The organism is Bradyrhizobium sp. TM239 (genome assembly GCF_036247985.1).
Taxonomy (GTDB): Bacteria; Pseudomonadota; Alphaproteobacteria; order Rhizobiales; family Xanthobacteraceae; genus Bradyrhizobium; species Bradyrhizobium ottawaense.
The window spans coordinates 57,903-76,807 of sequence record NZ_BTIR01000005.1 but is presented as its reverse complement, the minus strand read 5'-3'; the positions used below and the strand labels follow the sequence as shown (position 1 = coordinate 76,807).

The 18,905-nt window shown below is 66.1% G+C and carries 14 protein-coding genes; all 14 read right to left on the bottom strand.

The window, feature by feature from the left end:
• Window positions 1-249 precede the first annotated feature (249 nt).
• Window positions 250-2,040, bottom strand: coding sequence for a cell division protein FtsZ (gene ftsZ, locus AABA84_RS09185; RefSeq protein WP_212249953.1), 1,791 nt, complete (start codon window positions 2,038-2,040; stop codon window positions 250-252).
• Between the two features lie 87 nt (window positions 2,041-2,127).
• The gene (gene ftsA, locus AABA84_RS09180; protein ID WP_338306200.1) at window positions 2,128-3,450 is read right to left on the bottom strand and encodes a cell division protein FtsA; all 1,323 of its coding nucleotides are present in this window, start codon (window positions 3,448-3,450) and stop codon (window positions 2,128-2,130) included.
• Window positions 3,447-4,469 (bottom strand): cell division protein FtsQ/DivIB, encoded by a 1,023-nt coding sequence (locus tag AABA84_RS09175; protein ID WP_212249957.1) that lies wholly within the window; start codon window positions 4,467-4,469, stop codon window positions 3,447-3,449. Before AABA84_RS09175 ends, ftsA begins: the two co-directional genes overlap by 4 nt.
• A 349-nt stretch (window positions 4,470-4,818) precedes the next feature.
• Window positions 4,819-5,805: a D-alanine--D-alanine ligase family protein gene (locus tag AABA84_RS09170; protein WP_212249959.1), complete on the bottom strand. Its 987-nt coding sequence runs from the start codon at window positions 5,803-5,805 to the stop codon at window positions 4,819-4,821.
• Between the two features lie 104 nt (window positions 5,806-5,909).
• Window positions 5,910-6,830, bottom strand: a complete 921-nt coding sequence (gene murB, locus AABA84_RS09165) for a UDP-N-acetylmuramate dehydrogenase (protein WP_212249961.1) — start codon at window positions 6,828-6,830, stop codon at window positions 5,910-5,912.
• 112 nt (window positions 6,831-6,942) lie between these two features.
• Complete coding sequence (gene murC / locus AABA84_RS09160; protein ID WP_212249963.1) at window positions 6,943-8,346, bottom strand: UDP-N-acetylmuramate--L-alanine ligase; 1,404 nt, start codon at window positions 8,344-8,346, stop codon at window positions 6,943-6,945.
• Between the two features lie 124 nt (window positions 8,347-8,470).
• On the bottom strand, window positions 8,471-9,571 hold the full coding sequence (gene murG / locus AABA84_RS09155) for an undecaprenyldiphospho-muramoylpentapeptide beta-N-acetylglucosaminyltransferase (RefSeq protein WP_212249965.1): 1,101 nt from the start codon (window positions 9,569-9,571) through the stop codon (window positions 8,471-8,473).
• 208 nt (window positions 9,572-9,779) lie between these two features.
• Window positions 9,780-10,931 carry a putative lipid II flippase FtsW gene (gene ftsW / locus AABA84_RS09150; RefSeq protein WP_212249967.1) on the bottom strand — a complete coding sequence of 384 codons (1,152 nt, stop codon included), beginning with the start codon at window positions 10,929-10,931 and terminating at the stop codon, window positions 9,780-9,782.
• A 237-nt stretch (window positions 10,932-11,168) separates the two neighbouring features.
• Window positions 11,169-12,566, bottom strand: a complete 1,398-nt coding sequence (murD, locus tag AABA84_RS09145; protein ID WP_212249969.1) for a UDP-N-acetylmuramoyl-L-alanine--D-glutamate ligase — start codon at window positions 12,564-12,566, stop codon at window positions 11,169-11,171.
• 7 nt (window positions 12,567-12,573) lie between these two features.
• Window positions 12,574-13,677, bottom strand: a complete 1,104-nt coding sequence (gene mraY, locus AABA84_RS09140; RefSeq protein WP_018318673.1) for a phospho-N-acetylmuramoyl-pentapeptide-transferase — start codon at window positions 13,675-13,677, stop codon at window positions 12,574-12,576.
• 179 nt (window positions 13,678-13,856) lie between these two features.
• Window positions 13,857-15,236 carry a UDP-N-acetylmuramoyl-tripeptide--D-alanyl-D-alanine ligase gene (locus tag AABA84_RS09135; RefSeq protein WP_212249971.1) on the bottom strand — a complete coding sequence of 460 codons (1,380 nt, stop codon included), beginning with the start codon at window positions 15,234-15,236 and terminating at the stop codon, window positions 13,857-13,859.
• A complete protein-coding gene (locus AABA84_RS09130; RefSeq protein ID WP_212249973.1) occupies window positions 15,233-16,693 on the bottom strand; it encodes a UDP-N-acetylmuramoyl-L-alanyl-D-glutamate--2,6-diaminopimelate ligase in 1,461 nt (486 codons plus the stop codon). The genes AABA84_RS09135 and AABA84_RS09130 overlap by 4 nt, the downstream gene beginning before the upstream one ends.
• Before the next feature lie 80 nt (window positions 16,694-16,773).
• On the bottom strand, window positions 16,774-18,516 hold the full coding sequence (locus AABA84_RS09125; protein WP_028145537.1) for a peptidoglycan D,D-transpeptidase FtsI family protein: 1,743 nt from the start codon (window positions 18,514-18,516) through the stop codon (window positions 16,774-16,776).
• A complete protein-coding gene (gene ftsL, locus AABA84_RS09120; RefSeq protein ID WP_028145538.1) occupies window positions 18,513-18,905 on the bottom strand; it encodes a cell division protein FtsL in 393 nt (130 codons plus the stop codon). Before ftsL ends, AABA84_RS09125 begins: the two co-directional genes overlap by 4 nt.

Sequence of the window (18,905 nt, the reverse complement as noted above, 5' to 3'; positions counted from 1 at the left end):
CCAAACAGCGCCAACTCACGCTTTTTTACCGATTGTTACCCCAAACCTGCCGTATTCGCGCCAAGGCTTAACCAAATTGCGCCGAGGTTTTGGGCCGCTACCGGCAGTTTGACTGAACACCCAAACACGTAATTAATGATTTAAAATCAGTTGCTTGTCTGCGCAATCCGGACATGCACGGGACAAAAGGAAAGGTCCCGGCAAGCTTGTTGCCGGGACCTTTTTTCGTCTGCCTTATTGTAACAATCCTCAGGTCGCCTGCCGCCGCAGGAAGGCCGGGATATCGAGATGGTCGTCACCCTGTGGCGCCGGCGCAACAGGCGCCGGACGGCCGTGCATATCCAACCCTTGCGGCGCAGGACGACGGGCATACTCGGATACCGGCTCGCTTGATGCGATCTGCTGAGCCACGGTCTTCTGCTGCCGGCGCTCGGGCAGCGGCGGCATGGCGGGACCGGCGGTGCGGGCCGCGACCGGCGGCTCGCTTTCCTCGTCACGACGGCCGAGGCCGACATTGGCGAGGCGCTGCAGCAGCGACAGGCGGCTCTTCTGCGGGGTCTCCTCCTCGACCTCGCCGCGGGCCTGGCGAATCTCGGCCTGGGCCGGCATCGGCAGCTCATCGAGGCGCGGCATCCGCGGCGCACGGACCGGCGCACGCTCGGCCTGCGGCGGGATGAAGTTTTCCGGCGTCATCGGCTCCTGCATCGCGACCGGGGCCATGTCGGGCTCCGGAAACAGCGTCGGCTTCTGCGCGATCGGGCGCACGGTGACGTCGCCATAGGTCTGCATCGGCGCGGGCGCCTGCGGGACCTCCGCAACGGCGGCGGCGATGGCGGCGAGCGCGGCGCGCTCGACATTCGGACGGGGCGCCATCGGCGCGGCAGCGACCGGGGCTGCGGCCGGAATCTGGCCTTCCAGCTTCTGGGCGCGCTCAGCCATACGCTGATTGTCGGCGCGGAGCCGCGCGGTCAGGTCGGCAAGACGGCTCTCGGCGGCGACGGCCGGGACTGCGGGAGCCTGCGGCGCGGCGTTCGCGACCGGAGCGCTGCTGGCCTGGGTGTTGCGGGCGATCGCGGCCTGCTCGATGCCGGTGGCGACGACGGAGACGCGGATCAGGCCGTCGAGCGCCTCGTCGAAGGTGGCGCCGACGATGATGTTGGCGTCCTGGTCGACTTCCTCGCGGATACGGGTCGCGGCTTCGTCGACCTCGAACAGCGTGAGGTCCTTGCCGCCGGTGATCGAGATCAGCAGGCCCTTGGCGCCCTTCATCGAGCTGTCGTCGATCAGCGGGTTGGCGATCGCAGCCTCAGCGGCGGTCAGCGCGCGCTTGTCACCGGAAGCTTCGCCGGTGCCCATCATCGCCTTGCCCATCTCCTTCATCACCGCTCTCACGTCGGCGAAGTCGAGGTTGATCAGGCCTTCCTTGACCATCAGGTCGGTAATGCAGGCAACGCCCGAGTACAGCACCTGGTCGGCCATCGCAAAGGCGTCGGCGAAGGTGGTCTTCTCGTTGGCGACCCGGAACAGGTTCTGGTTCGGGATGATCAGGAGCGTATCCACGACCTTGTGAAGCTCGTTGATGCCGGCTTCGGCCGTGCGCATGCGGCGGCCGCCCTCGAAGTGGAAGGGCTTGGTCACGACGCCGACGGTGAGGATGCCCATGTCGCGCGCGGTCTTGGCGATCACGGGAGCTGCACCGGTGCCGGTGCCGCCGCCCATGCCCGCGGTGACGAACACCATGTTGGCGCCCGAGAGATGGTCGCGCAGCTCGTCGATCACCTCTTCCGCCGCCGCCGCGCCGACGTTCGGCTGCGAGCCGGCGCCCAGGCCTTGCGTGACCGCAGTGCCCATCTGCACGATGCGCTGCGCCTTCGACATCGTCAGCGCCTGCGCATCGGTGTTGGCGACCACGAAGTCGACGCCCTGGAGGCCCGCCGTGATCATGTTGTTGACGGCGTTGCCACCGGCGCCGCCGACGCCGAACACGGTGATCCGGGGCTTCAACTCGTGAATATCAGGAACGTTGATGCTGATGGTCATGTTTGCCTCTCGATCACGTGCGCGTGGGTTCGCCCCGGCCGGCGGCCGCGGGAGTTGGTGAAAGTCGGGAATTGCGGAAATGAATCATCAGAAGCCCTCGCGTAGCCATCGTCCGACCTTTCCGAAATAACCGCCGGTCCCTGTCCTGACCTGCTGCCGCGTATGCCGCGGTTCGACATGTTCGTGGTGAACATATTGCGGGTAGACGAGGAGTCCGGCGGGCACCGCGAACGCGGCGTTCTTCGCCTCGTTGGGCAGCCGGCCAAAGCCGAGCGGACGTCCGACCCGCACGGGCCGGCCGAGAATCTGGGTGCCGAGTTCGACGAGGCCGGTCAGCTGCGAGGCGCCGCCCGAGAGCACGACCCGGCCGTTGGGCTCTGAGGCGAAGGGCGAATCCTTCAGCTTGTCCCGAACCATTTCGAAGACTTCCTCGGCACGGTGCTTGACGATGTTGGCGATGGTGGCGCGGGAGACGATCTGCGGCAGATCCTGCTCGTCACCGGCTGTCGGCACAGACATCAGCTCACGCGAGTCCGATCCGCCGGTGATGACGGTCCCGTATAACGTCTTGATTCGCTCGGCATCGGCAATGGTCGCGGAGAGTCCGCGCGCCAGATCCATCGTGATGTGTTGCCCGCCGACCGCAAAACCCGCCGCATGAACGAAACGGCCGCCCGAATAAACGGCAATCGTCGTGGTGCCGGCACCCATCTCGACAACGGCGGCGCCGAGATCGGCCTCGTCGTCAGTCAGCACCGACAATCCGGCGACGTAAGGGCTCGCCGCCATGGCTTCGACATTGATGTGGCAGCGTTCCACCGCCAGCATCAGGTTCCGCGCCACGGTGGCGTCGCAGGTGACGACGTTCATGTCGACACCGAACTGATGGGCGACCATGCCGCGGGGATCGCGGATGCCCTTGACGCCGTCGAGCGTATAGCCGACCGGCAGTGCGTGCAGCACGGTGCGGCCTTCGCCGGTGGCATGGCGCATGCCGGTGGAGGTGACGCGGCTGACATCGGCCTGCGTCACGGCGCCACCACGGATGTCGGCGGCGGCCTCGACCAGCTGGCCGGAAAGCCGGCCGCCGGAGACCGAGAGCAGCACGGACTCGACCCGCACCTTGGCCATTTTCTCCGCGAGCGCGACGGCCTGGCGCACGGCCTGCTCGCATTCGGTAAGGTCGATCACCGCGCCGGCCTTCATGCCGCGCGACTGGATCTGGCTGTATCCGATCAATTCGACTGCATGGGTGCGGCCGCGCAGCGCCTCGCTCGGCGCCGACGGCTTCAGCCGCGCGATCATGCAGGCGATCTTGCTGGTGCCGATGTCGAGGCAGGCGACGAGGCCGCCGCGCTTGTGCGGCATCGGGCGCGTCTTCGGCGTCTGGGTGCGATCAAGACCGGTCATGCGGCGTCCCCGGCCTTCTTTTTCTTCTTGTCCTTGAACAGCTCCTCGCGCGCCTTGGCGGCGTCCTCGGACAGCTGCACCACCAGGCGATCGGGCAGGCGCATGTCGACGGCGACGATGTCGCGCGAGAACAGCCTGTCCTCCTTGTCGAGCTTGGACAGCATCGCCAGCGCGTTGCCGACGTCCTGCTCGGGCAGGCGGATGTCGAGACCGTCCTTGAGCCTCAGGTTCCAGCGGCGCTCGCCGACGAAGATCGCGGCCTTGGTGATCGAGTTGACCTGCGGATAGCGCGCCAGCAAAGCGAGGAAATCGCGAGCCTGGGTCTCGGCGCCCTTGCCGACCACGAGCGGCAGCGACAGGAAGCGCCGAGAAACATAGGGTTCGAGCACGGCGCCGTCATCGGCGATGACGGAGAGCCGGCCGGCCTCCTGCCACAGCGCGAATGCCTTGCGCTCGGTGAGCTCGATCATCAGCTGGCCCGGATAGAGCTTCAGCACGGTCGCATCGGCGATCCACGGATTGGCCTTGAGCTTGTCGCGCACCGCGTCAGCATCGAGGAACAGTAGCGAGGAACGGCCGCTGACGCCGCCGATCGCCAGGATCTCGTCCTGGCTGAGCTGCTTGCGGCCGTTGATCACGACGGAGGTGATGCGGAAGCCGGCGGAATTGGCCAGCGCGTTGCGGGCATCGCTGACCGCGGTGATGAAATCCTGGAGGTGGCCGCCCTTGACGATGCCGAAACCGCAGCTTCCGATCAGCAGCAGCACGGTCATGCTGATCCCGACCCTGCGCGGCAGATAGCGCTCGATCAGCGCGACCACGCGCGGCGGAGGCTCGCGCTCGACGACAGCCTTGGCCTTGATCTTGGCGGCAGCACGCGCGGCATGAAGTCTTTCCTGGCGCTTGTCCTGGAGCCACTCGCGCAGAAGCACGACCGCTCCGACAGCGGCCGCCTTCAGGTCGGCTTGGGGCCTCAGCGATCTGAAAAGCGACCGGGTGAGGCTTCCTGCTCCATCCATTGCACGAGCTCGTCAACAGTTTGCCCGCGACATCGCGCGGATCCTGGCGAACATGACGTCTTCGACGTGCCGGGCCGGGTGCTGGTCTTCAGCAGAAGAAGCCTCTCCCCTTCAAAGCGTTCGCTGGAGGTGACATCACCCGCGACAGCTCACCCGCCGGCAGCCAAAGCGCCATATGCGCCGCCAGCGTTAACCTTCGGACGTCCTGGTAAACAAAAGGTAAAGTTCGTTAACGTCCGGCGCATTTTGCCCCGCTATGTGAGGCATTTATGCCGCGATGTCCGGCATTTTACCGGTTTTGGGCACCAAATCGGCCCGTTTCGCCCTTCCGGCCGTTAACCAGTCCTAATTATTTCCGCACGCCCCGCCCGGCGAGCTCCACCTGGCCGCGCAGGAAGTCGACGAACTCAATACCCTCGGCTTTCAGCGCCTTGGGGTACAGCGAGGACTTGGTCAGCCCGGGCAGCGTGTTGGTCTCGAGATAGACGAGGCCCCTGTCCGAGACGATGAAGTCCGACCGGGAATAGCCGGTGCAGGACATCGCGCGGTGCGCCAGCATCGCTTGCGCCTTCAGCGCGGCGGTGATCTCGGGCGCGAAACGCCCGGGGCAGATCTCCTGGGTCGACTTCAACAAATATTTTGCGGCGTAGTCGAAGCTGCCCTCGCCCGGAATGATCTCGATCGGCGGCAGCGCGATGATCGAGCCATCGGTGCGCTCCAGCACGCCGCAGGTCGCCTCGACGCCGGCGATATAGGGCTCGATGACGTATTCCTCGTGCTTCGCCGCGTTGCGGACGGCGACGATGTCCTGCTTGGCGTTGACGAAGATCAGGCCATAGCTCGAGCCGTCACGCGCCGGCTTTGCGATCAGCCTTCCGTATTCGGCGAAGGCCTCGTCGATGTCGTCGAGCGCTATGTTTGCCGGCGACGTCACGCCGCCGAGCGCGGCGAAATGCTTGGCCGCGATCTTGTCGAAGGCCAGATGCGAGGAGGCCGAGCCAGAGCCGGTGAAGGGTACGCCGCGCGCTTCGCACATCGCCTGCAATTCGCCGTTCTCGGCGCGCCCGCCATGCAGACCGAGCACCAGCACCCGATCCTCGGCCCTGGCCTGGTCGAGCGCCTGCTCCAACGGGATGCCTGATGTGCCGGGCTCGAACTCGTCCTCGAAGGGGCGGGCATGTTCGAGCAGCTGCTTGGACTGCACGACATGCACCTTGTCCTCGACGTCCCACCACCACAGATCGGCCTCGGGCAATGCCTGATGCAGGGCCTGGGCCGAGGCGACCGAAACCAGACGCTCGCGGTTGGAGCCGCCGAAGAGGATGGTGATGCGCATGGTCTCTCGTCGCCTCTGTCTTTTGTCATTCCGGAGCGCGCAAAGCGCGAACCCGGAATCTCGAGGTTCCGGGTTCGGCGCTTCGCACCGCCCCGGAACGACACCTATGGGGAAACCCCGATCCGCTTGATTTCCCAGTGTAGCTCAATTCCGGAATTTGCCTTCACGCGTTCGCGCACGGTCTCGCCCAGCGTCTCGATGTCGTGCGCGGTGGCATCGCCCGTGTTGATCAGGAAATTGCAGTGCATCTCGGAGACCTGTGCGCCGCCGACGCGCAAGCCGCGGCAGCCGGCGGCATCCACCAGCTTCCAGGCGGAATGGCCGGGCGGATTCTTGAAGGTCGAGCCGCCGGTCTTTTCGCGGATCGGCTGCGCGGTCTCGCGATGCGTCTGCACCTCCGCCATGCGCGCGCGGATCGCATCGGCATCCTTGATCTCGCCGCGAAACCGCGCGGAGGTGAAGATGATGGAGGGATCGACGCCGCTGTTGCGGTAGACGAACTTCATGTCGGCATTGGAGAAGGTGTGCTTCGTGCCGTCGCGCCCGACACCGCGCGCCTCGATCAGCACATCCTTGGTCTCGCCGCCATTGGCGCCGGCATTCATGCGCAGCGCGCCGCCGATCGTGCCGGGAATGCCGAAGTAGAATTCGAGCCCGCCGATGTTGGCGGAGGCCGCCACTTCCGCCACGCGCTTGTCGAGCGTGGCAGCACCGGCGGTGACGACATCGCCGCTCGCAATCGCCTCGCCAAAGGCGCGCGGCGCGAGACGGATCACCACGCCGGCAATGCCGCCGTCGCGCACGATCAAATTGGAGCCGACGCCAACGACATAGACGGGAATGTCGGCGGCGAGATGCGCGAGGAAGTAGGCAAGATCATCTTCATCCGCCGGCGTGAACAGCACCTGGGCAGGGCCGCCGACGCGAAACCAGGTCAGCTCGGCCAGCGACTGGTTCGCTAGCAGCCGACCGCGCAACTCCGGCATCGCGGCTTTGAGCTCGGGCGTGATGTCGGGAAAGCTCATGCCACTTCCTCAAGAGCTCGCCCGGGGCCACCCCTCTCCCCCGCCCTCCCCCGCAAGGGGGGAGGGAGCGCAGTTTGCCGTGTGGCTGCCTGTGAGACTCTCATCAGAGGCCTCACCCCAGCGCCTTCAATTGGTCCGGCAGCGCATACGCCCATTGCGTGATGTTGCCGGCACCTAAGCACACGACGAGATCGCCGGACTTCGTCAATCCCTTGACGATGCCCGCAAGCTCCGAGGCCGCCGGCAGCGGGACCACCTCGCGATGGCCGTGGGCGCGCAGGCCCGTGACGAAATGATCGCGGTCGATGCCGTCGATCGGCGCTTCGCCGGCGGCATAGACGTCGGCGACGACAACCGCATCGGCATCGTTGAAGCAGGTGCAGAATTCCTCGAACAGCGATTGCAGGCGGGTGTAGCGATGCGGCTGCACCACAGCGATGATCTTGCCAGTGTAGGAATCGCGCGCCGCCTTCAGCACCGCCGCGATTTCCACGGGGTGATGACCGTAATCGTCGATCACGGTGACGCCGTTCCATTCGCCGGTCTTGGTGAAGCGGCGCTTGACGCCGCCGAAGCCGGCGATCGCCTTGCGGATCGCTTCGTCGGACACGCCGAGCTCGCGCGCGACCGCAATCGCGGCCGTCGCGTTGGAGGCGTTGTGGCGTCCCGGCATCGGCAGCATGAGGTCGGCGATCTCGTGCACGGCGCCGGTCTTGCGATCGCGGAACGCGACCTTGAACTTCGATCCGCCGCCCATCGGGGTCAGATCGACCAGCCGCACATCGGCCTGCGGATTTTCGCCGTACGTGACGATGCGGCGGTCCTCGATCTTGCCGACGAGGCTCTGCACCACGGGATGATCGATGCACATCACGGCAAAGCCGTAAAACGGCAAATTCTCGACGAAATGGCGGAAGGCGTCCTGCACGGCCTCGAAGGTCTTGAAGTGATCGAGATGCTCGGGGTCGACATTGGTGACGATCGCGACATCCGTCGGCAGCTTCAGGAACGTGCCGTCGCTCTCGTCGGCTTCCACCACCATCCAGTCGCCCGCGCCAAGGCGCGCGTTGGAGCCATAGGCATTGATGATGCCGCCATTGATGACGGTGGGATCGAGCCCGCCGGCATCGAGCAGTGTCGCGACCATCGTGGTCGTGGTGGTCTTGCCGTGGGTGCCGGCGATCGCGACGCAGCTCTTCAGCCGCATCAGCTCGGCGAGCATCTCGGCGCGGCGCACCACGGGAATGCGCCGTTCGCGCGCCGCCATCAGTTCCGGATTGTCGCGCTTGATCGCGGTGGACACGACCACGACCTCGGCACCGTCGACATTCTCGGCCTTGTGGCCGACCGAGACTTTTGCGCCCTTCTTGCGGAGGCGGTCGAGATTGTAATTGTCGGAAGCGTCCGAGCCCTGCACGGCATAGCCGAGATTGACCAGCACCTCGGCGATGCCGCTCATGCCGATCCCGCCGATCCCGACGAAGTGGATGGGTCCGATCTCGCGCGGCAGTCTCATGCTGTGTTCCCTGACCTCGCCGCCTTGCGCAGGCGGCGTCTGGCGAAGGTCGCGGCCAAATCAGCCGCGCGCCTTTCCTACTGGATGCCCCGCTTTAGAAGGCGAAGACAAGGGCTTTTTCGCGTCAGATTCCCGCGACCTTGACCACCAGATCGGCCAGTCGCTCGGCGGCGTCGAGCCGGCCGGCACCGCGGGCGGCCTGCGCCATGGCGGCAAGGCGCGCAGGCTCGGCGGCGAAAGCGGAGATTTCGGACGCCAACCGGTCGGAGGTGAACTCGGCCTGCGGGATGCGGATCGCGCCGTCGACCTTGACCAGCACGCCGGCATTGGCGAACTGGTCCTGGTCGATCGAGCCGGGCAGCGGCACCAGGATCGAGGGCCGGCCAATCGCCGCGAGCTCGGCGACCGTGCCGGCGCCGGAGCGCGATACCACGAGATGATTTGAAGCGAGCCGTGCCGGCAAATCGGTGAAGAACGGCGCCAGCTCCACCTTGATCTTGAGCTTGTCATAGACCGCGCGCACACGCGCCATGTCCTCGTCGCGCACCTGCTGGGTGAGGACGAGACGGCTCCACAGCGCAGGCTCGAGCCGCTCGATCGCACCGGGCACGATGTCGGCCATGATGCGCGCACCCTGGCTGCCGCCGACCACAAGCAGGCGAAGCGGACCATTCACCTCGGGCGCGGCGTAAGGCACGGCAGCCGCGGCGAGCACCGCCGGGCGCATCGGCGTGCCGACCGTCGTGGTCTTGCCCGCGAGGGCCGGATCGCGGTCCAGCACGCCGGGCAAGGATGTCGCGATGGCGCGCACGCGGCTCGACAGGAACCGGTTGGCGCGGCCGAGCACGGCGTTGGCGTCGTGGATGATGCCGGGCACCCCGGCAAATTTCGCAGCGACCAGCGGCGGCAGCGTCGGATAGCCGCCGAAGCCGACGACGGCGGCAGGCTTCAAGCGCTTGATCAGGGCGTAGGCGGACAGCGTGCCGGCGGCGAGCGTGAGGCCGGCATGGGCAAGCTGCAACGGATTGCGGCCCCGCGCGGTCTCACTCGCGACGACGTCGATCATGTCCTTGGTGAACAACCCGCTGTAGCGCAGCGCGCGCTCGTCCGTGATGAGACGAACGCGAAAGCCGCGCCGGATCAATTCGACGCCGAGCGCCTCGGCCGGAAACAGATGGCCGCCGGTGCCGCCCGCGGCGAGAAGAATCAGAGGGGAATTGTCCATGGTGGGGGAGTTTTACAGGGAGTTTTCCGTCATTGCGAGCCGGCTGCGAAGGTGTTCGTGCCCCGGGCGCAGCGCAGCGCGCTCCTGGCGATGCGAAGCATCGTCCAGTTCAGCGTGGTGCGCTGCTGAACCGGGGCCCATTGGTGCGCATTCTGGGTCCCGGCTCTGCGCTCCGCTTCGCGGAGCTGGTCCGGGACACGAGAGTGGCTTAGGCGTAGCTCCGCATCGCGTCGGCGTGGCCGCTGGCTTCGATCTCGGTGCGCGGGCGCAGCCGCGTCAGCGCCAGCATCATGCCGACACCATAGGCGAGCGACACGATCGAGGAGCCGCCATAGGAGATGAACGGCAGCGTCATGCCCTTGGCGGGAATGAGCTGGAGGTTCACCGACATGTTGATCGCGGCCTGCACGCCGAACAGGATCGCAAGGCCCGAGGCGGCGAAGCGCGAGAACATGTCCTCGGTGGCGTAGGCGCGCGACAGCGTGCGGATGACGACGAAGGCGAACAGCGTCAGCATCGCCAGGCACAGGATGATGCCGAACTCTTCGGCCGCGACCGCGAACACGAAGTCGGTGTGACTGTCCGGCAGGCTGCGCTTGGCAATTCCCTCGCCCGGTCCGAGCCCGAACCAGCCGCCGTTGTAGAAGGCCTCCATGGCGGTATCGACCTGGAAGGTGTCGCCCGAGGCCGGGTTCATGAAGCGCTTGATGCGTCCGGCCACGTGCGGGACGAAGAGATAGGCGCTGAACAGGCCGGCGGCGGCCGCGCCCGCAAGGCCGAATACCCAGATCATGCGCATGCCCGCGATGAAGAACAGCGAGCCCCACACCATCAGGATCAGCATGGTCTGGCCGAAATCCGGCTCCATCACCAGCAGCGACACCAGCATCAGAAGCAGCACCAAGGCCATCGAGGTCGCCGGCATCTCCGGCCGCTTGGTCGATTCCGCGAACAGCCAGGCCGCGATGACGACGAAGGACGGCTTTGCGATTTCGGAGGCCTGGATGTTGACGCCGAGCAGCGTGATCCAGCGCCGCGAGCCCTTCACTTCGGGCCCGATCGCGAGTGTCAGCACGATCAGGATGATGCTGGCCGCGAAGATGATCAGCGCCGAGCGGCGGATCGCGCGCGGCGACAGGAAGGAGACCCCGAGCAGCACCAGGCAGGACGGGAGGAGGAACATCACGTGGCGGCTGAAGAAATGGAAGGGATCGAGCCCGATGCGGGTCGCAACCGGCGGGCTCGCCGCGAGCGACAGGATCACCCCGGTCAGCATCAGCGCCAGGATGGCGCCCATCAGCGGCTTGTCGACGGTCCACCACCACTCGGAAAAGGGGGTGCGTTCTTCACGGGAGAGCATGGGGCGGCCGCTTTCGGACAGAGGTCGGTCCATTGGTCGCCCAGGTTGGTTACCGGGGGGTTAAGGAAGTGGAGATGTTTTGCGATGATCGCCCGCCGCCACACAACTCACTGTCATGCCCCGGCTTGACCGGGGCATCCAGTACGCCGCGGCCCCTCGGCTCAAGCGCGGTCTCTGGAATACTGGGTCGCCCGGTCAAGCCGGGCGACGACAGCGGAGATTGGGGACTGACGCGCCCTACACCACCGGCTTCACCCCCGGCAGCGCCTGCACCAGTTCGCGGAACTTGGTGCCGCGGATCTCGAAGTTTCGGTACTGGTCGAAGGAGGCGCAGGCCGGCGACAGCAGCACGACCGCGTCCTGCAAGCCCGATGCTTCCGCATCGCGCGCGGCGTGCTCGACGGCGACGTCCAGCGTCTGGCTGATCTCGTGCGCGACTGGGCCCAGCGTTCCCGAAAACTCCTGAGCGGCTTCGCCGATCAGATAGGCTTTTCGGATGCGCGGGAAGAAACCGGTCAAGCTCGTGATGCCGCCGGCCTTCGGCTTGCCGCCGGCGATCCAGAAGATGTCGGCGAAGGACGACAGCGCATGCGCGGTGGCGTCGGCGTTGGTACCCTTGGAGTCATTGACGAACAGCACGTTGCCGCGGCGGCCGACCTGCTCCATGCGATGCGCAAGGCCGGGAAAGCTGCGCAGGCCGTTCTGCAGCATATCCTGGCTGATGCCCATTGCGAGCGCAGCTGCGGCCGCGCAAGCCGCGTTCTGCGCGTTGTGCCGCCCGCGCAGCGAGCCGATGCCGCCGAGCGCGGCGATCTCGCTGCGGGCGCCGCCCGAGGTGCGCACGATATTGCCGTGCTCGACATGGATGCCCGACGCCAGCGGGTTCTTGACGGAGATGCGCACCACGGTCTTGCCGGCGCGGTCGAGCCGGTCGGCGATGTCGCGGCAAAAGCCGTCGTCGACGCCGACGATCGCGGTGCCGCCCCCTTGCACGCCTGCAACGAGGCGCTCCTTCACCGCAGCGTAGTGCGCGATGGTGCCGTGGCGGTCGATGTGGTCCTCGCTGACATTGAGCAAAATGCCGACGGACGGATCGAGCGAGGGCGTGAGGTCGATTTGGTAGGACGACATCTCGATGACGTGGACGCGGCCCATGCGCGGCGGCTCCAGCGACAGGATCGCGGTGCCGATATTGCCGCCCATCTGGGTGTCATAGCCGGCCACTTTTGTGAGATGCGCGATCAGCGCCGTCGTGGTGGACTTGCCGTTGGTGCCGGTGATGGCGACGAACGGCGCATCCGGCGCATGGCGCCGCCGCTCACGGCAGAACAGCTCGATGTCACCGATCACCTCACAGCCTGCCTCGCGCGCTTTCAGCACGCTCCAGTGCGGTACCGGATGGGTCAGCGGCACACCGGGCGCCAGTACCAGGGCTGCGAAGTTCGCCCAGGACACGTTACGCAAATCTGCGGTGATGAAGCCGGCCTGCGCGGCCTTGGCGACGTTCTCGGCACTGTCGTCGGCGGCGATCACCTCGGCGCCGCCGGCCTTCAGCGCGTGGCAGGAGGCGAGCCCCGAGCCCCCGAGGCCGAACACCGCGACGGTCTTGCCGGCAAAGGACGTGACGGGGATCATCGATTGATCACCGCAGCTTAAGCGTGGAGAGACCGGCCAGCGCCAGCATCACCGAGATGATCCAGAAGCGGATCACGATCTGCGGCTCGGTCCAGCCGAGCTGCTCGAAATGGTGATGAATCGGCGCCATCCGGAAGATGCGCTTGCCCGTCAGCTTGAACGACACGACCTGCACGATGACGGAGACCGCCTCGAGCACGAACAGGCCGCCGATCACCGCGAGCACGATCTCGTGCTTCACCGCGACCGCGATGGCACCCAGCATGCCGCCGAGCGCGAGCGAGCCGGTGTCGCCCATGAAGATCGAGGCCGGCGGCGCGTTGAACCAGAGGAAGCCGAGGCCGGCGCCCAGCAGCGCGCCGCAGAGCACCGCGAGCTCGCCGGTGCCGGCGACATATTTGATCTGCAGATATTCGGCGAACACGGCGTTGCCGGCGAGATAGGCGATCATCGCGAAGCTCGCAGTCGCGATCATCACGGGAACGATGGCGAGGCCGTCGAGCCCGTCGGTGAGGTTCACCGCATTGCCGGAGCCGACGATGACGAAGGCGCCGAAGATGACGAAGAACCAGCCGAAATGCAGCACGGTGTCCTTGAGGAACGGAATCGTCAGCGCGGTCGATGCGGGATCTCGGTTCAGCCGCACCAGCGCATAGCAGGCCACCAGCGCGATCGCCGCCTCGATCAGCAGCCGAAGCTTGCTGCCGAACCCGGTCGTGGTCTGCTTGGTCACCTTGAGGTAGTCGTCATAGAAACCGACGAAGCCGAAGCCGAGCGTCACCGCCAGCACGATCCAGACATAGGGGTTGAGCGGATTGGCCCACAGCACGGTGCCGACCGTGAGGCCGGACAGAATCATCAGGCCGCCCATGGTGGGCGTGCCCTTCTTGGCGAGATGCGATTGCGGACCGTCGGTCCGGATCGGCTGACCCTTGCCCTGACGGATGCGCAAGTGATCGATGATCCAGGGCCCGAACAGGAACACAAACAGCGCGCCGGTGACGACGGCGCCGCCGGTGCGGAAGGTGATGTAGCGGAAGACGTTCAGGAAGGTGCGGACGGCACCGAAGCCCGGAAATGTGTTGGAGAGCTCGATCAGCCAGTAAAACATTCAGACGGTCCTATGGCGCCTTTGCACACGCGGTCTCGGCCTTGATCTTGGTCTTTACCTTGGCCTCAACGTGCCTCACGCGCATTCGCTGGTCTTCATCATGGGTCGCGACCTCCGGTAAACCGGACGGCTTCGCGCCGCAAAGGGGTGGGATTCGGGAACGGCGCCTTCCAAGCAGTTTACGCCTTTGCCTGCAAGGCGGCCACCAGGCCCGGCACAAACTTGTTGACCCAGAACATCTTCTTGCTGCCCTTGACAACCACGACGTCGCCTGCCTTCAGCAGGTTCGCGACCTCACTCGGCTTTAAGGTGGCGGGATCGTCGTGCCAGCCGAGGCCCTTGCCGGCCGGGAGCACATCATAGAGGTGGCGCATCAGAGGGCCCACGCAGTAGATCCCGTCAATCCCGTCGAGATGCTTGGCAAGGCCGGTGTGATAGCCTGGTGCATCATCGCCCAGCTCCAGCATGTCACCGAGCACCGCGACGCGGCGGCCGCCGGTCACATTGCGCGCCTGCAGGCTCTGCAGCGCAGCGGCCACGCTGGCCGGATTGCCGTTGAAACTGTCGTCGATCACGGTGATACCGCCGACCGTCTGCTCGACGCCGCGGCCGGTCATGATGCCGACCCGGTCGAGCTTGATCGCCAGCGTCGACGCATCGAGATTTGCCGCACGGATGGCGGCGAGCGCGGCCAGCGCGTTCTGCACGCGGTGCGGCGCGCCCGGCGTCAGGCTGAAGGCGATCTGCTTCTTGCCGATCATGGCCACGACCTGCCAGCTCTCGCCATGCGGCGCGTGCGTGACCTCATGCACCTCGGCATGCTCGCCGAAGCGCACCACCTTCCCCTTCCATTCGGATGCCTTCAGCCCGGCGGGCAGCACCAACACGCCGTCCTCGGGCAGGCCGAGCGCGATCGACACCTTCTCGCGGCGGATGGCTTCGAGCGAGCCGAGCTTTTCCAGATGCACCGGCTGGACATTGACAACGAGTGCGACGGTGGGCCGCGTCAATTCGCTGAGCCGCGCGATCTCGCCCGTCTGGTTCATGCCCATCTCGACGACCCAGAGGCTGGCATCGGGCCTGGCATTGCACAGCGTCAGCGGCACGCCCCAGAAATTGTTGAAGCTGGACGGGCTAGCATAGGCATTCGGATAGGCCGCCAGGAATTCCTTGGTGCTGGTCTTGCCGGCGCTGCCGGTGAGCCCGATCACAGGCCCGCGGAAGCGGGCGCGGGCGGCGCGTGCGAGGCCCCAGAGGCCGTTGATCAGCGTGTCCTTCACGACGATCTGGGGAATGCGGATGCCCGCGATCTCGTGCGGCACGATCATCGCAACCGCGCCGGAAGCTTCCGCCTTGTCGGCGAACTCCCAGCCGTCGCGCGCACTGGCGAAGGCCGAGATGAAGCCGCCGCTCGGCGTACCGCTGAGCGCGACGAACAGGCTGCCCGGCTTCACCAGCCGGCTGTCCTGGGTGACGAAGTCGATCGGCGTGTCCGGGAACGATCCGTCCGCACCCAGTGCGTGCGCCACTTCGGCAACCGTCCATATCGGCGCGCTCATGCAACCCTCGACGCTAATGCGGCGGCAACCGCCTCGTGATCACTGAAGGGCAAAACCTCTCCGCCGACGATCTGCCCGGTCTCATGCCCCTTGCCGGCGACGAGCAGCGCATCGCCCTCCTGCAATTCCTCGACCGCGGCGCGGATCGCCGCAGCGCGGTCGCCGATCTCGCGGGCGCCCTTGGCGGTGGCAAGGATCGCGGCGCGGATCGCTTCCGGCTTCTCGCTGCGCGGATTGTCGTCGGTGATAATGATTCCGTCGGCGTTCTCGGCCGCGATCTCGCCCATGATCGGACGTTTGCCGGCATCACGGTCGCCACCGGCGCCGAACACGACGACCAGCTTTCGTTTCGCATAGGGCCGTAGCGCCTGGAGCGCCTTGGCGAGCGCATCGGGCTTGTGCGCATAGTCGACGAAGATCGGCGCGCCGTTGCGCTCGCCGACACGCTCGAGTCGTCCCTTGGCGCCTTCGAGATGTTCGAGGCTTGCGAACACATTGGCAGCATCGTTGCCGGTCCCGATCGCAAGGCCAGCCGACACCAGCGCGTTCTCGATCTGGAATTCGCCGACCAGCGGCAGCCGGATCGCATAGCGCTTGCCGCGATGTTCGACTGTCAGCCTTTGCGAGAAACCTTCGACCACGGCCTCAGTGAGACGAATACCCTCGCCTGCCCCGTCGCCGTTGCGACCGACCGCCATCACGCGCAGGCCGCGCGACTTCGCGGCATCGATCGCTTCCGCCGAGCAATCGTGATCGGCCGAGATCACCGCGACACCGCCCGGGGACACGAGTTCCCGGAACAGGCGGAGTTTCGCTACAAGATAATGCGCGACGGTCGGATGGTAGTCCATGTGATCGCGGGAGAGATTGGTGAAGCCGCCGGCGGCGACGCGTACGCCATCGAGGCGATACTGGTCGAGCCCGTGCGAGGACGCTTCGAAGGCGAGATGGGTCACGCCCTCGCGCGCGATCTCATCGAGCTGCCGGTGCAGCGCGATCGGATCCGGCGTCGTCAGCGAGCCATAGACGGTGCGCTTGGGCGAGACCAGGCCGATGGTGCCGATGCTGGCGGAGGCATGCCCCAGCCGCTCCCAGATCTGGCGTGTGAAGGCTGCGACCGAGGTCTTGCCGCTGGTGCCGGTCACCGCGGCAATGGTCGCGGGCTGCGACGGGAAGAATCTTGCCGCGGCCAGCGCCAGCGCGCGGCGTGGATTGGCAACCGTGACGAACGGCACCTTGCCGCCGCCATCAGGCGCATGGTCGCCGACGACGGCCACCGCGCCTGCGGCCGCCGCGGCATCAATGAAGCGTGCGCCGTCGGTCTTGCTGCCCGCGAGTGCGAAGAAGAGATCGCCGGCCTTGACCACGCGGCTGTCGAGCGCAATGCCCGTCGCCTCGAGCGCCGCGACGGCGGGCTCGATCGCGGCATCATTGCCTAAGAGGTCGCGCAGCTTCATGGTCTTCCAGTCGCCGTACCGGAAAGCCGAATCTTGAGGAAAATCCCCGACTCAGCAGTGGCTACGGCCCACCCGATTGATTACTGGGTTGTCCTGGATGCTGCAAGAATAAGGCGCTCCGCAGGCGGCAGGTCGAACCGCGGCTCGACGCCCAGAAGCGGCGCGATCCGCTCGATCACCTTGCCGCCGGTCGGCACCGTGTTCCAGCCCGAGGTGATGAAGCCCTTCGTTTCAGGAATCGCCTGCGGCTCGTCCAGCATGATCAGGATCTGATATTTCGGATCGTCGCAGGGCATGATGGCGGTGAAGGAGTTGAGCACGCGCTTCTTGGCATAGCGGCCGTTGATGACCTTTTCGGACGTGCCGGTCTTGCCGCCGACATAGTAGCCCTTGACGTCAGCGGTCTTGGCGGTGCCGATTTCGGCGTTGAGCCGCATCAGGAACCGCATCTTGTCGCTGGTCTCCGTCTTGATCACGCGCTTGGCCATCGCCGCCGCTTCGGATTCGCTGCGCTTCATGAAGGTCGGCGGAATCAGATAGCCGCCGTTCACCAGCGCGTTGATGCCCATCACCGCCTGCAGTGGCGCCACCGACATGCCCTGGCCGAACGCGATGGTGACCGTGTTCAGCTCACCCCACCGGCGCGGGATCAAAGGAGCCGCGCTCTCCGGCAGCTCGGTGCGCAGCCGCGTCAGCTGGCCCATCTTGGCCAGGAACGCCTTGTGCGCCTCGACGCCCTGACCGAGCGCGATCCGCGCGGCGCCGATGTTGGACGAGAAGGTGAACACTTCCTTGGTGTTGATGAAACGCCCGAGCGGATGGCTGTCGTGGATGGTGAACTTGCCATAGTGCAGGTTTCCACGGGCATCCCACGACGTGTTCAAATTGATCTTGCCGGAATCGAGCGCCATCGCCAGCGTGAACGCCTTGAAGGTCGAGCCCATCTCGTAGACGCCGGTGGTCAGGCGATTGATGCGGTCGGGGTCATGCGCTTCCTTCGGATTGTTGGGATCGAAATCCGGAAGCGAGACCATTGCCACGATCTCGCCGGTCTTGACGTTGGAGACGATGCCGGAGGCGGCCTTGGTGTGGTACTTCTCCTTGGCCTTCAACAGCTCGTCGCGCAGCGCGTGCTCGACGCGCAGATCGATCGAAAGCTCGATCGGCTTCTGCAGCCGGTCGGTGGCAAAGCCGGCGCGATGGAGATCGGCGAGGCCCTGATTGTCGAGCCACTTCTCCATGCCGGCGATGCCCTGGTTGTCGATGTTGACCAGACCGATGAGGTGGGCGACCTCGTTGCCGGTCGGATAGACGCGCTTGTTCTCGCGCAGGAAGCCGATGCCGGGAATGCCGAGCTTGTGGATGGCCTGCTGCTGCTTGGCCGTGACCTCGCGCTTGAGCCAGACGAAGCCCTTGCGCGTCCTCAGGCGCTCGCGCACCTCGGCCTCGTCGAGGTCGGGCACGGTCGCCGTGAGCAGCTCGATCGCCTCGTCCTTGTCGATGATGCGGCGCGGCTCGCCGAACAGGCTCGCCGCCTTGACGTCGGTCGCAAGGATGGCGCCGTTGCGGTCGACGATGTCGGGCCGTGCGGTCGCCACCACCTCCTGCGCCGCGGCGCGGCGCGCGCCATGGGCATCGGCGCCGATGGCAAACATCACGAGCCGGCCGCCGATCAGGGCGTAGACCGAGGCGAAGGCGAGCATGGCGAGGCCAACGCGCGCGCGCGCCTTCGCGGCGCGGTCGACATTGCGCCCGTAGAGCAGGCTGCGGATCAGCCGCTGGCGCCAGGGTTCCGTAGGTTTGGCCGGAGTCGCAGCGCTCATTGCTTGTCCTCGGGCTGAGGCACGGAGCCCGTCACATTGTCGGGATCGCTCGCGGCTTCGATGGTGTTGAGCATGGCTCCGATCGGATCGGGCTCGCCAGGCCTGAACATCCGCGGCGGACGCTCCGGCAGGTTCTTCAGCGAATCATATTGCGTGCCGTTGACCGGCTTGAGCTGCAGATGCCGGTCGGACAGGCCCTGCAATCGGTGGGGCGCATCGAGCTTGGCCCATTCGGATCGCAGCGAAGCGATCGCGTCGCGCTGCTCGCGGATCTCCGCATGCAGCCGCAGCACCCTCTCGGTGCGCGCCGTGGAGTCCATCTTGATCCGGTAGACATAGGCGGCCGCGAAGATCAGCGCGCCAATGACGAAGAGGTGGATGATGCGCAT